11 protein-coding genes are annotated in these 15,970 nt (G+C 57.7%); 6 read left to right on the top strand and 5 right to left on the bottom strand.

Annotation, left to right across the window (positions count from 1 at the left end):
• The first annotated feature begins 337 nt into the window (after positions 1 to 337).
• From ACI2I1_RS15370 to ACI2I1_RS15360, 3 genes are all read left to right on the top strand, one after another.
• Positions 338 to 1,567 carry a hypothetical protein gene (locus tag ACI2I1_RS15370; protein ID WP_404679825.1) on the top strand — a complete coding sequence of 410 codons (1,230 nt, stop codon included), beginning with the start codon at positions 338 to 340 and terminating at the stop codon, positions 1,565 to 1,567.
• Between the two features lie 174 nt (positions 1,568 to 1,741).
• Positions 1,742 to 2,980, top strand: coding sequence for a glycosyltransferase family 4 protein (locus tag ACI2I1_RS15365; RefSeq protein ID WP_404679824.1), 1,239 nt, complete (start codon positions 1,742 to 1,744; stop codon positions 2,978 to 2,980).
• Positions 2,981 to 3,147: 167 nt separating this feature from the next.
• Positions 3,148 to 3,927 (top strand): class I SAM-dependent methyltransferase, encoded by a 780-nt coding sequence (locus tag ACI2I1_RS15360; RefSeq protein ID WP_404679823.1) that lies wholly within the window; start codon positions 3,148 to 3,150, stop codon positions 3,925 to 3,927.
• Here the strand turns inward: ACI2I1_RS15360 and ACI2I1_RS15355 are convergent.
• Together ACI2I1_RS15355 and ACI2I1_RS15350 are read right to left on the bottom strand one after the other, a co-directional pair.
• Positions 3,899 to 5,080 (bottom strand): glycosyltransferase, encoded by a 1,182-nt coding sequence (locus ACI2I1_RS15355; RefSeq protein ID WP_404679822.1) that lies wholly within the window; start codon positions 5,078 to 5,080, stop codon positions 3,899 to 3,901. The two genes, ACI2I1_RS15360 and ACI2I1_RS15355, sit on opposite strands and share 29 nt — an antisense overlap.
• Before the next feature lie 30 nt (positions 5,081 to 5,110).
• Entirely contained in the window at positions 5,111 to 6,076 is a 966-nt protein-coding gene (locus ACI2I1_RS15350) for a pectate lyase (protein ID WP_404679821.1), read from the bottom strand.
• Positions 6,077 to 6,665: 589 nt separating this feature from the next.
• On the opposite strand from ACI2I1_RS15350, the gene ACI2I1_RS15345 reads away from it, so the two are divergent.
• Both ACI2I1_RS15345 and ACI2I1_RS15340 read left to right on the top strand, forming a co-directional pair.
• Positions 6,666 to 8,111 carry a hypothetical protein gene (locus ACI2I1_RS15345; protein WP_404679820.1) on the top strand — a complete coding sequence of 482 codons (1,446 nt, stop codon included), beginning with the start codon at positions 6,666 to 6,668 and terminating at the stop codon, positions 8,109 to 8,111.
• The gene (locus ACI2I1_RS15340) at positions 8,108 to 9,442 is read left to right on the top strand and encodes a lipopolysaccharide biosynthesis protein (protein ID WP_404679819.1); all 1,335 of its coding nucleotides are present in this window, start codon (positions 8,108 to 8,110) and stop codon (positions 9,440 to 9,442) included. The genes ACI2I1_RS15345 and ACI2I1_RS15340 overlap by 4 nt, the downstream gene beginning before the upstream one ends.
• Before the next feature lie 3 nt (positions 9,443 to 9,445).
• Here ACI2I1_RS15340 and asnB read toward each other — a convergent pair whose 3' ends face one another.
• From asnB to ACI2I1_RS15325, 3 genes are all read right to left on the bottom strand, one after another.
• Positions 9,446 to 11,416 carry an asparagine synthase (glutamine-hydrolyzing) gene (gene asnB / locus ACI2I1_RS15335; RefSeq protein ID WP_404679818.1) on the bottom strand — a complete coding sequence of 657 codons (1,971 nt, stop codon included), beginning with the start codon at positions 11,414 to 11,416 and terminating at the stop codon, positions 9,446 to 9,448.
• Between the two features lie 136 nt (positions 11,417 to 11,552).
• Positions 11,553 to 12,794 (bottom strand): polysaccharide pyruvyl transferase family protein, encoded by a 1,242-nt coding sequence (locus ACI2I1_RS15330; protein ID WP_404679817.1) that lies wholly within the window; start codon positions 12,792 to 12,794, stop codon positions 11,553 to 11,555.
• Positions 12,795 to 13,016: 222 nt separating this feature from the next.
• Positions 13,017 to 13,868, bottom strand: a complete 852-nt coding sequence (locus ACI2I1_RS15325) for a sulfotransferase family protein (RefSeq protein WP_404679816.1) — start codon at positions 13,866 to 13,868, stop codon at positions 13,017 to 13,019.
• A gap of 532 nt (positions 13,869 to 14,400) precedes the next feature.
• Between ACI2I1_RS15325 and ACI2I1_RS15320 the strand changes: the two genes are divergently transcribed.
• Positions 14,401 to 15,969 (top strand): MBOAT family O-acyltransferase, encoded by a 1,569-nt coding sequence (locus ACI2I1_RS15320; RefSeq protein WP_404679815.1) that lies wholly within the window; start codon positions 14,401 to 14,403, stop codon positions 15,967 to 15,969.
• Position 15,970: the final 1 nt, after the last annotated feature.

Genomic DNA, 15,970 nt, shown 5'->3' with positions numbered 1-15,970 from the left:
TCCTACGCCTGCTCCCGCTTCACCTCCATCTCCGCCAGATACCGGTGCCGGATCCGCGTTCTCCAACCCCGACGATGGCGAGATACCAGAGGCTGGCCGTCACCCTCTGGCGTTTCCCACCGCAATAGGGTTCGGAGCGCAGGCAAGCGCACGCTCGACCAATGCCGTTGTCTATCGGATCAACAGTCTGGCGGACACAGCGGACCCGAATGATGGACTGATCACATTGCGTGAATGCGCGCTCGCACTTCAGGTGACTTCTCCTTATGCAATTCCTTCCGGTCGCCCCCGATATTGCGTCTTTGATGTGAGCGGCCAGATAGTCATCCAATCCGAAATGCGTATCACAGTCGGCGGGCTCTACATCGCCGGCCAGACATCGCCCCAGGGCATCGAGGTCGTGCGCGGCACCGGACTGGTCGATGCGCCGCTTTTCTATACTCGGCAGCAAAACGACGCCATCGTGCGGCACATCCGATTTCGATATGGAAATCACCTCGATGCGCCCAGCAGCAACGGGGATTCCGTTCGCATCGGGGACAGCAGCCGCCAGATCCTCGATCACGTGACTGCCATGTTCGGAACCGACGAGAGCCTCGATGCTGTGTGCACCGATTGCACCGTCCAATTCTCGATGATCGGCCCCAATCTTTGCCGCAACGCCGGACATGATCCGGGCAGCTATCACTGCAAGACCTTTTTCATGAAACCTGTCAATCGCGTGACAGTGGCCTACAATCTGTCACAGCACGGCGACGAACGCGGAGCCAATATCGCGGGGGGCGTCCAGAGACCCACTTCCAACAGCACAGGCCAGATCGATTACATCGGCAACACCGTCTATAACTTCATCAGTGAGCCGGGGCTGATTTCCAATCAGTTCGGCAGCGTTTACCTCAACTGGGTCAACAACACCCATCTGGAGGGTGTGCTCTCGCAGGACCGGCCCGACTCCTTCTTCCCGGCCCTATTCGACCGGGCAACCAATGCTGCCTTCGGATTTTCAATCTACCGCGCAGGAAATGTCACCCGCCGTGGCTTCGGCCCCTATCCCGGCTCTACCATCGGAGCAGGCGTATACCAGACCGACTGGACTTACGCTCCCGGCATAAGCGAAAATTACCTTCTCCCGTGGATGTTGGCAGACGCAGCTACCTCTCAAAGGACCGTGTTCGATCAGGCAGGCGCAATTCTCTGCCGGGAGGGCTCTTGCCGCGACAATGTCGACGCCCTCTACATCGAAGACGTTCGCACCTGCGACCGTCCGCCCTATCTATTCCAAGGCGGGTTCACGAGTGGAAATCCTGCGGACTACGGCGGGTTTGCTAAAATTACCGCTGGCTTTGCCCCGCTGCCGGACAGCGACAACGACGGCATGCCCGACGCTTGGGAAAACCGCTTTGCCAATACCGATGCGGCACGCTGGGATGCCAATGACGACGCCGACGGTGACGGTTATCCCAATATCGAGGAATATCTGAGCATGCTTGCCGCGGATGACAAACGCTATGGTGCCGGCCTCCTCAGTTCGTCGGGGCCATTGCCAGCAAGCAATTGCGGACGGTGAAAGCGATAACGCACAGCATTCGATCCTTCGGCCAGTTCCGCGGACTTTCGCGCATGCCCATCTTTCCGGCCCCACCTATACCAAAGATAGGTTGAGCCTCCCCCCCACCTGACCGATCTTCGCTGTTCGACGAAACCCGGTCCAACAGGATCGCAGGAACGATGGGCTATTTGAATGAGCGCAGAGCGAAAGATCACGATCTGCTTCGCTTTCGCGGGCGACAGGCTGGGCGGAAGCCATATCTCCCTGAAAGGGCTGCTCGATGAGCTTCCTCAGAGCCTTTACCGGATTTTGCTGGTCCTCGAGGTTCCGGATGGGAGGATTGCCGAATATTTCAGAGCTTATGAGCAGATTGAAGATCCTTGCGCGCTGCGAAAACCTTTCAAGGTCGGTCGCAGCTTCGGCATCGGCAACGCGCTAAGCACGCTTCCCCGAGCAATCGGTCGGGCAAAGCTGCTGAAAGACCTCGAAGTGGATATCGTTCACACCAATGACGGGCGCACCCATGCCAGTTGGGCGCTCGCCGCAAAGCTCGCGGGAGCACGCATGGTCTGGCATCATCGCGGCGATCCCGATGCCCGCGGCACAGGAATGGTCGCGCCTTTGCTTGCCGACCAGATTGTGTCCGTATCCGATTATGCCCTGCCTACGAACCGCTGGGGTAAATTGAGACAGGCAAAAGTAATTCATAGCCCGTTCGATGTTGAGATATCGGTGGACCGCGACGACATGCGCCAACGATTGGTGGCCGAACTCGGCTGCCCCGAAGATGCGATCATCTGCGGCTATTTCGGTCAGTACATTGTTCGCAAGCGTCCTGTAGCATTCATCGATGCCGTAGATGAATTGCGCAAGATGTCGAAGCGCCCCGTCGTCGGTGTGATGTTTGGCGAGGCAAAAGACCGCTCGTTGTCCGAGAGGATGCAAGACCGGCTTAGCTGCCAAACCTCCCCACCCCCGGTAACGCTCATGGGCTACCGCGAGCCGGGCCACCACTGGATTGCGGCATGCGATGCCTTGTTGGTCACTGCCCTGAATGAGCCACTCGGTCGCACATTGGTCGAAGCTATGCTGGTGCGTACCCCAGTGGTCGCCACTAGATCGGGTGGCAATGCCGAGGCGCTGGCGGATTGCGGAATTCTCGTCCCCCCCGATGATCCGCCAGCGATGGCCGAGGCGGCACTCCGTCTGCTCGGCAATCCCCAATGCATTCGGGAGGTTACTGACCGGGCGCGGAAAATGGCAGAGAGGCGATTTACGAAAGATCGCCACATGCGGCAGATGGAGCAGGTCTACGCCGATCTCGTCGACAGACAGCTGCGAGCGGCCCCTGATCGCGAAAATTTGGCGATCGAGACCAATCTGCCGCCTGTGCAGCATCCCCTTCACCACCAATTCGAGGGAAAACGCTGATGATCGCCAGGATCGAGCAACTCGACGGCGCCCTGCGATGCCCGAAAACCTATCGACCTATCCGTTTCGACCGGAAAAGTGGCAGGCTTGCCATGGCCGATACCGGGAAGGACTGCGACTTTCCGCTCGCCGGAGACCTGCCGGTTCTCATCGATTTCGAGCGATCTGTGATCCAGCGCGACGATGTGATCACGACTAGCGCGGCGAGTGTGATTTCACGGCCCCATCATTCCTCCTTGGCTAAATTGATCAAGGCAGTTCTCTCTCCTGAAAAGAAGGCCACAAAGCGGAACGTTGCGACTTTCATTGAAAAGATCAAATGTGCGTCAACCGCCCCCCGCATACTGGTTATAGGAGGCGGAAGCGTCGGTCAGGGCATGGATGCAATCTATGACGATCCCGCCATCACGGTCAGCTCATTTGATATCTATGCGACCCTGCTGGTTCAGTTCGTCGCGGACGCGCACGACATCCCGATTATCGATGACTATTACGATGGAGTGGTCATCCAGGCAGTGCTCGAACACGTGCTCGAGCCGCAACGTGTCGTCGACGAAATCTGGCGAGTGCTGAAGCCCGGCGGCCTCGTCTATGCGGAGACCCCCTTCATGCAACAAGTTCATGAAGCTGCGTATGATTTCACGCGTTTCAGCGAACGGGGCCATCGTTACCTATTTCGCAAATTCGCTTTGATCGATTCAGGCGCTTCTGCAGGACCCGGGCGCACATTGATGTGGGCCGTGGATTATTTCGCCCGCAGCGTCTTCCGCTCTCGCACAGCCGGAAAACTCGCTAAGCTCGCATTCTTCTGGGCGCAGTACTTCGACAGTTTTATACCGGAAAGCTTTGCCGTCGATGGTGCAAGCGGGGTCTATTTCTTGGGCACGAAGTCGGACGAAGTCCTCAGCCCGAAAACTCTTATCGAAAATTACTCAGGCGCCCAGTAACCGGCCCGGTCCGCTTGCTCCGCTGCCAATCCTCAAGGCAGGCCGCATGCAGCGTGTTATAATGGGCCGCGACGCTCCCGATGGCGTAGTCGGAAACGATCCGTTTGCGACCTGCCCGCCCCATGGCGGCACGTTCGCATGCAGGCAGCGCGGCCATGGCAAGCAAGGCCTGAGTGAGGGCTCCGGTATCTTTCCGCGGAACCACCAAACCATGATGACCGACGATACGTGCGCTGTCACCGACATCTGTGGCTACCACTGGCACCCCGCAAGCCAACGCTTCGCCGAGGACATTCGGGAAACCCTCACCCCAAGCAGAAGGAAGTACCAGCAGATCTATTCCCGGCAGCCAGTCCGCCACATCGGAGCGAGCTCCGCACATTAATACGCTGTCTGGTGACATATGATCGGCGATTGGCGCTGCAATCTCAGGCGGAGGGTTTTCGAATCCGTGGCCGACCAGCAGAAGCTGAATGTCGGCGCCTTTTGCTCGCGCGTCCGAAACCGCAGACAACAACCGCATCTGGTCCTTCATCGGGTGAAATCGTGCGACGCAAGCTATGCGGAACGTTCTGTCGGAAAACCCGAAGAGAGCTTCAGCCAATTTGCGAGCGTCAGGATCGGGCGCAAAGCGCTCGGTGTCGAAGCCGTTGGGCAACACTAATCCGTCGCGGGAAGAGTAGCCGAGGGCTTCGTGCTGTTCGCGCGAGGCATACGCGTTGTAGATAATGGCCTGGGGACCATTCGAGATCCACGCGCTGACTTTTAGCAATTGACGCGTCTGCCAGCTCTCCATCGCAAGATCCGGAATTGAGTGACGGATGTTCCAGACTAAAGGCAAGGAACGAGTGCAAAACCTGCGGGCGAAGCTGGCCGCAAGATTTCCGTGATACATCCATCCATGGATCAAATCGGGCGCTATATCCTCGACAAGCTGGCGCAATCGCAAAATAGACCAAGGACCCGCCATACCGCGTCGCATGCCCAGCGAATGAACCCTGATGCCGCACGCAGCAATCCTTGAAGCGGCCGGACCGGGAGGCAGCAGCGAGAGGACCTCATGGTCATCGGCACCGCCCTGCTCCATCAGCTTGGCGAGCATGTTCTCGGCACCTCCGAAATTGAGGGCTGTGATAATGTGAAGGATTTTCATGCCGATCCCATTGTCTACCCTTGCCCAGCGCTAGGCACCGGCCTGCGAGTTCGCAGCACGGGTTAGCTGGCGATGCCGCTCGTCAAGCCAGTCATCAAGGTTAGCGATGCCATCGCCGTCTGCATCCTCCCAGGCATCGGGAAAGTCCGCATTCGAACCATTGTCCCTTTCCCACCCATCCGGCATGCCGTCGCGATCGGTGTCGGCTGCCGCGCGGGCCGCTGAGAAAAATGGGATGGCGCCAGGCCTTTTCGCAATCGCACCAGCGCGCCTGCGCACATCGTCCACCACCCGGCGATCAAGCGGGTCGCGAGGGAAGGCCCCCGCATTATTCAGAACGCGGTCGTAAGCCTGCGCCGCCGAGCTGGGCAAAATCGTCAGTGTGCATGCCGGTTGCGCCACTTCGATTTCACTGAGATCTTCGTCACGTTGCCGGAAATTGCCGATGAACTGATTGCCGGTGGCATAAACCTTTGCAGAGCCTTTGCTTGCGATGCGCTGGCGTTTGATACCAACCGCGTTATCCAGCGTGTCCGGACCGGCGACGAAAGTGTTTCCGATGATCGCCACCGGTGTTCCACCATAGCTTTCCCAAACCTCGGCGAACTCGGATCGTGCGTTGTAGAACACATTGTTCACCACCTCGACACAGGACCCGGGCGGGAAATTGATGTCCGGGTTTCGGTCACCGCTATGCGCGCACAGGTTGCCCACGAAACTGAAATGCTGGGGCATGTGGGGATCGGAAGCCAGCAACGCGCACTTGTCATGATCAGGAATACCCCACGAAAAGACGGAATTGCTGATGGTTATGAAGTTGTTGCGGTCGTAGCCGTTCACCAGCTCGTCGCGCGCCCAGCTGGCGCTTACGTGGTCGATGATGACATGCGAGCTCTTCTCTACGGTAATGGAATCCTCGCTGCCCCTCCTATTACCGATACGGTCGTTACGCACACGGATGTGACGCACAACAACATCGTGAGTATCCTTGATCACCAAAGGCGTCCGTCCAACTTCTCCACCCCCATGGGCCAAAGTAATACCCTCGCCGGGAGCCGACTGCCCCGCAATGGTGATGAAAGGGTGCCGGATACGCGGCGGCGGACCGGTAAACCGGATCAGTCCTGACACACGGAAAACGCATACCCGGGGTCCCATAGCCTCGATACATTCGCGCAAGGTTCCGGGGCCGGAATCCGCAAGAGAAACGACCTGCATGATCCTGCCTCCCCGGCCGCCCTTGCTTCGCGATCCGTAGCCTTCAGCCCCAGGGAAGGCCGGAATGTGCGGAGCTCTCCAAGCCGCTGTCGCCTCGTCTGCCTGCGTGCCGCTCTCTGCAGGCCGGGAACAGGCGACCAACACCAACGCCAATGCTAGCCACAGCGTGAAAGGCAAAGGGGTCCGTTTGTTTCTCATAGGCAGCATTATTTTCCGGAGACCTGGTCGCATAGGACCGTGGCGGATTATGCCAGAAAACTGCATTTCCTGAGATGTCTTGTATACGGCTCAGCCGGGTATTGCTCGTGACCCACTTTCGACGCGTGGAATAGGTATCCCTCCGAAAGGCGTAGTTTCGGCCTCATAATTGCCGCGCGCGGCCCGCCATCAGGGGCAGGCGATAGCCAAACCCGCCTTTGGTCGGGCAGCGCAGATACTTTACCAGTTCGGTGCGATGGGCACCCTGGAAAACCATTACGGATTTGATCCGCGCACCCCCCGGCATGACGCATGGAGCGAAATGCCATCCTCCAAAGCGAACATGTCGCTCGACAAGGTGCTAACTGTATTTCTGCTGATCGGGGTCTTTTCGGTTTCCTGGCATATCGTCAGGCCCGGCAATCTCAACTTCACCATTTCGGATGCTGCGTTTCTCATGGTTGTGCTGGGATTAGTCGGCACGGCGAGACTGAACCTCGCACCCTTCGCGGGCCTGTCTGCAGCCTGGCTGTTCTCTCTCATCCTGATGCTGGGCAGCTTGTTTGTCAGCACGCTGGTGAACGGGGAGATCACCCGCTGGCTCATCGTCGCCCTGCAATACAGCTTTGCCTATTTGCTGCTGCCGATGATGTTCGCCAGCTTCGGTCACAGGACACTGCAGCGCTGCGTGGTATTCTACGTGCTTGGGGTCACATTTTCACAGGCTGTCGGGAATATCGCCAATATCTTTTTTGACTACGCAGACACTGCGCCATACCTAGGCAACAACTTCATAACCGGCATGGGCAGGCTCGGCGCGTTCTCTGGAAACGCTAACAACAACAGCGCCATGGCGGGCTTCGCTCTGGTCCTCCTCTTTTACGTCGTCGACCGCAGACTGATGAACCCACTGCTCAGCGTCATTTGCGCTTTGCTTCTTCTTTGGGGGCTTCTTTCGTCAGCCAGCTTCGGCGGCTTTGTCATTTGCCTGTCAGCGAGTGCCCTCGTGATGCTAGTCCGCTGGCCGCACCGGGCCGTCGTCGCCTTTCTCGCCATTCTGGCCATTGGCGCTGCCTACATGTCGAGCGGCCTCCCACTGCCGGCCCCCTTTGAACAGCGGGTTCTCGGCGCTCTTTCGGGTGGGGGACTCGAAGAAGCAGGAACGTTCACCGGGCGGATGGAACTGGCTGAAGAGGCGTGGCGGATGGCGGGGGACACCTTGGTGGTCGGTCTGGGCGCGGATGGATTCCGGGTTGTCAGCATGCATCAGGCGCCGGTCCATGTTTTCCCCCTGCTCCTCCTTACTGAAGCAGGTCTGCTAGGCCTGATCGGTTTTATCGCTCTTCTAGGCCTCATGTGGTTCCGCGGCCTTTCAGGAATTTCCGATAATCCGCAGCGCGGTATCATCTGCATCGGGGTGCTGCTGATTTTCAGCCTCTTCACGCTTACGGTGCCACATATGTATGCGCGGCTCTGGCTTGCACCGATTTTCCTAGCGCTGCTTACCTGCCTGCAAAAGGAGCCCATTCAGGTGAGATCGCGGTCATCATGCGAGATCGAGAAAAAGCGCGGAGCTGACGTACCCAAGTCCGACCAGCTTGGCATCTTCCAATGAAAAGCACAGCGAAAACCTTGCTGCGCTCACGCATCGTAAGCGTGCTGCACCTGATGACCGGAAGTGTCGGCAATGCCATTGTCATGATCGGCAGCCTAGCACTCGCCACCAGAGCACTCGGTCCTGAGGCATTCGGCGTAATGGCCATGACCTTGGCGGTAGGCCGCGTTTGCGAACGCATCGTCCGCTTCGAGTCCTGGCAACCGCTGGTACGCTATGCTGCGACAGAGGAAGCCGCTGCGGACCCTCAGCGCATGTCGCGGCTATACCTCTTCGGTCTCATCCTAGACGTCGTGGGCGCGATCGTCGCCGCGCTTCTTTCGATAATGGTAGGGTTTGTACTTACCCGCTTCTTCGCTTTCCCGCCCGATATGTTCTCACTTGTCGCGATCTATTCCGTCGCGATTGCCCTTAACCTCCGCGGCATGTCGTCGGCAGTGATGCGAATGGCAGGCATGTTCCGCACGATGGCCTATATCGTTTTTCTCGCGGGCTTCCTGCGCCTGTTCCTCGCCGCCATTTTCTACTGGGCCGGAAGCGGCCTCATCACTTTCGTTTGGGTGTGGACCATATCGCAGGTGATCGATGCCCTGTTTTACAACTTCATCGCTTTCCGGCAGCTGAGCCGCCAGCGCACTCCCTCTCCGCTACGCGCTCGCATTGGCAATCTTTTACAGGACTTTCCCGGTTTCTTGAGTTTCGCCTTTACGACCAACGCTTCCAGCGCACTGCGTACCATCACTCATGAAGCCGACACTTTGATTGTAGGCGCATTGACTGACAGCACGGAAGCTGCCGGCTTTTACCATCTGGCAAAGCGGATGGCGAAGGTAGCCATGGCCTGCGGCGAGATGATCCAGATGGTGGTTTACCCCGATCTGGCAAGGATTTGGGCAAGTAGGGTAAGGAGCAAGTTCCGCCAGATCATCCTCGGCGTGCAAGGCCTGCTGGCGGTCATAATGGGCGGCATTATTCTGGCTGCTTTTCTGATGGGGAAGACGCTGGTTCCGCTCGCTTTCGGAACAGGCTTTGCCCCTGCATATCCGATCCTGATGGCTCAATTGACCGCGGTCTTCCTGATCATGCATTCCGCCCCTTCACGTTCGGCGCTGCTTGCCATGAACCGCCCACTGTATGTCCTCGCAACAGCGGTCTTTTCGACTGCTGTGTTTCTCGGTATCGCGCTCCAAGCCATTCCAATCTACGGAGCGATAGGGGCAAGCTACGCGCATATCGGATTCGGGCTGGTCACGGCCGTTCTGCTCGACGTTTGGATGTGGAAGAATTTTCACCGTCGGACGGCGTCGCCTGACGCGATAGAGGCATCCTAGGGTTTACGCTGCGCGCACCTCGTCTGCCAACGGATCTTCCATCCAACGGCGATGCCACATGCTGAAGCAGATGCATGTCCATAGATGGAAGCCCCAGTTCCTGCGTCCGGATAAATGTTCTTGCCAACGACGAGCGACTGCCTCGCTGTCGAAGTGCCCTAGCTTTTTTATTCGAGCCGCGCTCAAGTGCTCTTCCGCGAGTTCGCGTAACGGACCGCGCAACCAATGATTAAGGGGCACGCCAAACCCGCGCTTTGGGCGATCGATCATGTGGTCGGGCACCCGTCGTGCGAGCAACCTCCGAAGGGCGACCTTGCCAGCCGTACCCGCCGGCATACGCAAGCTGTCGGGCATGCGCCACGCCGTCTCAATCACCTTATGGTCGAGCAGCGGCGAACGTACTTCCAGACTTGCCGCCATTGACGTCCGGTCGACCTTCACTAGCACGTCATCGGGTAGGTAGCTCATGGCATCGACGAACATCATTTGTTCGAGCTTGCTGAGCCCCTGTGGAATCTCTGCCGACACGATGGGACTCGGCCGCGCTCCGTCAACACCGATCCATTGGGATAGGAAATGTTCGTACCGATGTCGAAAATCGGGTTCGGCGATAATGCCGAGCAGTTTTTCCGCCCTGTCTCCTCCAAGTGTCCCGGCAACACTTCCGGGCCTTAGAAGCGCATTCGCCTTGGTGGCGGCATCGAGAAGCCAGACCGGTGTCCCAGTGGCCAGGCGCCGCAGACCGGCGGGTATCTGCTGCGCCAAATGCTCCATAGCGAGCATGCGCGGGTAACGCATGTATCCGCCAAAAAATTCGTCCCCCCCATCACCGGAGATGGCAACTGTGACCTCCGACCGGATCAGGCGGGAAATCAGCAGCGAGGGCAGTTGAGAAGGATCGGCGAATGGCTCATCGAAAACCTCTTGCATCTCCTCCACGGCGGAAAGTGCCGAATGGGGGGCCAGCATCAATTCGGTGTGCTGTGATCCGATATGATGGGCGAGCTCGGCCGCGTGGGCCGTCTCGTCGACCTCCGGTTCCGCAAAACCAACCGTGTAAGTTTTGGCTGCACCGGGAAGCCGCTCCTGCATCAGCGCACAAACAAGGCTAGAATCCACGCCACCCGAGAGGAAGGCACCTACCGGCACATCTGCGATAAGTCGCTGTTCGATTGCCTGGCCGAGGCTATGCTCCAGCGCATCGAGCGCCTCGCCTTCGTCATCAAAGCGTGTCGCGCAACCATTGCTGGCCGCCGAATACATGCTCCAATAGCTGCGCGTAAGATTTAGCAGCGTCGCGAGGTCGGGGGGATGATCGTCGACTGCGATGGTAACATAGCTCGCAGGAGCGAGCTTGCCGATGTTGCGATAGATCGACAATGGGGCGGGGATATAGCCGAGCCGGGCGAAATGCCCTGCAGCGGCTCCATCGATTTCGGGACGGGCGAACGCCGGATGTTTTCGGATCGCCTTCAGTTCGGATCCGAACGCCAGGGCTCCCTGAACCATGCCGATGTAGAGTGGCTTTTTTCCAAGCCTGTCTCGCGCGAAAGAAATCTCGTTTTTTTTGCGGTCGAATAGGGCGAGCGCGAACATTCCATCGGCCCGCTCAAGTGCATCGGCAAGGCCGAAGCGTTCGATGGCTTCAAGCAGAACCTCGGTGTCAGATGTCCCGCGGAAGCGGGTACCCAGGGCGGCGAGTTCAGAACGCATCGCAGGGAAGTTATAAATTTCGCCATTGAAGAGGAAGACATAACGACCAGAGGCCGATGCCATCGGCTGCGCCCCGGTTTCGGACAGGTCGATGATTGCGAGGCGGCGATGACCGAAGCCGATGCGTCCTCCGGCCTCAAGCAGGGATCCGCCGGCGTCTGGCCCGCGATGATGCAGAGAATCCCGCATCTGGTCGAGCACACGCCGCGGATCGGCCTGAAGCCTGCCGGAGAAGTCAACGAAGCCAGCAATTCCGCACATCGCACAAATGTAAATGGCCCCCGGACCCATGCGAGGGGGATTTTGGGTATCGGAATAGAACTAAGGGTGAGTAAGCTCCGAGTGACAGGCAGCGGTGGTAGTCACGGCGATCACAGCCGCACAGCGGTGCTGAACTTCACGCTGCGGCCGCAGTTTGGCTTTGCCTTTCGAGCGCCGCCAGAGCAGCTTCTATGACGGAAGTGGCCTGCATGTTAGCAAGGCATTCACGTATGCGCGTCGCCTCGATCACATGATTGGCACCCATTTTTTCGATCTGCCTGATGATACGGTCGACACCAGGATCCCTGATGTCGAAGACATAGTCCTGCTGCTGGAAGTGAGCCGCAAGATCGAGATATTTGCTAGCCCAGCCAAGAATGATTGCAGGTACACCTGACCGGTAGGCAAACACCACCGAATGGTAGCGCGACGCGACCACATATTTGAACTGACCGATGATATCGATGAGTTCAGGGCTCGAATATTCTCCGGAAATGAGTCCGATGCGGTCCCTTGCGTCCACTTTGGCGAGAACTCTTTCCACCAACTGGAAATCGGCGGTCGACGTACTCAAAACGTAAACGTTCTCCCCATCGTCCAGCAATTTGCTCAGCAGCTTGGCATAGAGCTCGAGAACTGCGTCAGGATCGCCGATCCGGAAAACGTTCTCATTGATGATGAAGCCGACCGCGCCGGCCTCGGGATGTTCCATCCTCGGCGGCACGTAATCGGGATGGATATCACTCGCTTTGGGGAAGATTGCCTCACGAATAACCATGTCCGCCGACAGTTCTACATTGCGCAGGCCCAGTGCTTTCAGACACTCGTATCCCTCGATCTCACGTGCATAGATCTTAGTGCAGTAGCTCAGTTCTTGCTTAACCTCCGCCAGGAATTCTGCATCGTCATCCTCTCCCCAATCGAAGGGCCCGAAGCTTTGCGGCATGAGAATGATCTTCTTGCCATAGCGTCTGGCGATCCTGACCGTTTGCAGCAGCAGGCGCCCGCCTCCTTTGCCCCAGCCAGAGCCGAGCGTGTACCCGCTGGCATCAAGGATGGCATCTGCGTCGCGCAGTGCCTGCTCCATCTGGCCCACACTCCCATTCCATTTGTCGGTCTTGCGCCAGAAACCGGCGAAGGACGTAATCAGCGGAGTCAGGACCGGCACGCTGCTCAATCGATACCTGTAGAGAAGCCTGGTGAAATAGTCATACGGAAGGAGCTGAAAATCATATTGCTCCGGTTCGTCGTATTTATTGGCAAAGCCGATCACTTCGCAATCCGGATATCTCTCCTTCAACCCTGAGTAGAGTGAGAGAAACATCGCCTGAGAGCCCTTGTTTCTCATCTGGATACCGGTGATGATGAACTTCTTCATAGTGGTTCAGACTCTCTCGCTGGAGGGTGCAAGGCCCTTCCGAAGGCCCCCGACGCCGATCTCCCGAGGGGTGATCAAGCCGTGCGTTACCAGCCCCAGTGTCGCGCTGCAGGTGAGCAAAGCGATTAGCTCGTTTGCGCCCCAAAGAACCCGATTTGATTAGGGTTCTTCCCGCATCAGTCTTTCTTCCACTCCTCCCTCACGGCAGTCGCTAATTCAGTCTTACATGGTGGCGCCGTTAAGATGCTGCTTTGGTTGGTTGGCATACCAGTGATGGAGCGACTGCCCGCTCAAGCGCTCCAACGCTTCTACCGATGGTTGATAATATTCACCCAAGCGATCCCGCAATTCCTTCGTGAGTTGCGGGTATTCGGTCTTGCGCGCTACGAGCCCGCGAGCTGCTTCGAAAGGCGCGGAACCTCTAAGTGGGCGGACAATGGGCTTCAGCCATGCGAGCCTCCGCCGCATCGTGGGTGGCACGAGCGGTGCTGTCTTATCCTTCACCTTTTGGGATCCCACTTGCGCGATTGCGCGCGGCGGCAGCCCGAGGTGCGTGCGAACGCGCAGCATTTGCGCGTCAGGATCGCGGGTAACGCCATCAAAGAAGAGAATGAGAAGCCTGTCGCGACCATAAAGGTCGATGAATGGCTCAAGATGCGAATGGAAATTACCCGATCCCAAGATCTGCATATTCTCGCCGCGAGAGGGGTCGAGGTAGGATTCAATATTCGGCCCCACTTCGCCCCGCCTGAACAGCATGCAGTAGCTGGAGTAGGCGCGCTCAACTGGATTACGGAGCTGCGCAATCAGCCTGATTTGTGGCAAGTCGCGATGGAGGCGGGCAGCGGCCTCGGGCGAATACAGATAGGAATTCGATTTTTCACCGATGAGCCGGCCATTCGAAGCTTCCTTGAACTTCGAAAGATACCAGTCTTTGCCGCGATCGTATTCACGCGAGAAATAATGCAGCTCAGGATCCGGCATGTAGACCGCTGGGTCTGCCTGCAATTGGGTTTGTAGCCAGGTCGTGGCTGACTTCGCCGCGCCGATGATTACGAAATCGATTTCGCTCAATTGCATTGGCTATGGCCCCCCTGATTAACTCAACACCGGACAAAGCCGATCGCGCCCTTTCACTCGGCGCGATCGAGCCTGACTTGTAGCGCAACGGCGACCCAGCGCGGGCCGCGGCGGTCTAAGACTTTCCCGCTTGAACCCGACCGCGTCAATTATCCTGATGGGCACCGTAATCCCGGCCGTTGCCCGATGCGCCGAACGAACTGCCTTGAAGCATCATTCAAAGCGCGAAAATGTGGACTTTCTGCGGACCGATGGGTCCCACTCGGCGACGCGACTGCGTGATGCAATCGCCCAATGAAGGGACACTTTCCCCAGAGGCCGGAGTGGTAGGACAGATCAGTCAGTCCGAAGCCAATGCCCGACAGCACTAACCCCAATGGGATCGGAAATCTCATTACGGCAGTCGGCTTATACCGATGCCCAATTTTTCCGCCGCACCAAATTTGGCAACTCGGGGACATTCGCACCGGCTCGCGCAGACGAGACCAAGACGAGTATCGGCAACCGTCAATCGAGGGGGTGACATGTGATATTTACTGACCCGCTCTTCCTATTCGTGTTTCTCCCCATTGCTCTGCTCGCGTTTTATACGGTCGCGAATTTTCTCGGCAGAAATGCCGCGCTCGCTGTACTATTCGTCGCCTCCATCGCGTTTTACATACCATACGGTCTGTTTTCCGCGATCCTGCTGGTCGCTGCGCTCGTCGTAAATTTCGTCGTGGCACTCGCGGTAACCTTCCTCGACGAAAGCAAAAAGAGCCGTCGGCGCATCTATCTCGCTGGCCAGGCCTACAACATCATCACGCTGTGCTATTTCAAATATAAGATCGCCAGCCTGCTATTCGGTCCGAGTGCCGGCATCATGGTGGATATCGCAGGCATTGCCATCCCAGCGGGCATTTCATTCTACACATTTCAGGGCGCGGCCTTCCTTGCGGATGCTTATTCGCGGGACAAGAACGTGGCTCAATTTCTTGGTCAATTGGGATCGCTGCGGTCGGTCGGTGCAGCCTTCTGCCGCTACGGCGCTTTTGTAAGCTTTTTTCCGCAGCTGATCATCGGGCCTATCACCTACCTAAGCGAGTTCAATCCGCAGACCCAGTCCAAGCGCTTTCTCCGCCTGGACCCGATCGACCTTGCCGTTGGGCTGACCTTCATCTCGATCGGCATGTTTAAAAAGGTCGTGATTGCAGACAATCTGGCTCCCACGGTGGACATCATTTTCGGAGCCGCTCAAGTCGGTGCGGAAATCCATCCGATGCAGGCATGGATCGGCGCACTGGCCTACATGGCGCAGCTCTATTTCGATTTTTCGGGATATTCGGACATGGCTTTGGGCTTGGCTCGGATGTTCGGCCTGAAATTGCCGATCAATTTCTTCTCCCCCTTCAAAGCCAATGGCATCATCGATTACTATCGCCGCTGGCACATGACACTGACCCGGGTCATTGCGCGTTTTCTTTACACGCCCCTGTCAGTAGCCGGGACTCGCTACGCCATGTTCAACCGGCTTGCTCCGGTGCCAGCGCATCTTCTCAGCCTGTGGTTCCCGATGCTGATCAATTTCCAGATCATCGGCCTGTGGCACGGGGCACTTTGGACCTTCTGCGTCTTCGGCCTGATGCATGGCCTCTGGTATGCTTTGGAGACCGAAGTCCGGGCATCCAAATGGTATAAGTCGGTAAAGGCGAAGGCCTCCCCGGTCATCCTCGGTTTCCTAGAGCGGGCGGGGTTCTTCCTGCCGCTATTGCTGAGCCTCGCCATGTTCCGCTCCGAAAGCGTTAGCGGCGGCTTCCACCTGTTCTCGCAGATGTTCGGAACATCGTTCGACGCGCGTTCACTCTTCAATATGCGCGAACCAGTCATGATGCTGATGATCGCGTTTTCGATAATCTATTTCTGTCCTAACAGCGTCGAGCTGATGCGACGCTATCGTCCCGCCATCATGACTTACGAGAACAAGAGCTACGGCCTAGCAATGATGCGCGGACTGTGGCGGCCGGGCTGGGTACAGGCGAGCTATATCTCGGTCCTAGTCCTCGCCTCGCTCTATTACGTCTCCCGCCAGCCGCCATTCCTCTACCAGGGGTTCTGAC

Source organism: Qipengyuania sp. NPDC077563, from assembly GCF_044901345.1.
GTDB classification, from domain to species: Bacteria; Pseudomonadota; Alphaproteobacteria; order Sphingomonadales; family Sphingomonadaceae; genus Qipengyuania; species Qipengyuania aestuarii.
The sequence above is the reverse complement of the archived record's forward strand: the minus strand, read 5'-3'. Positions and strand labels throughout refer to the sequence as shown.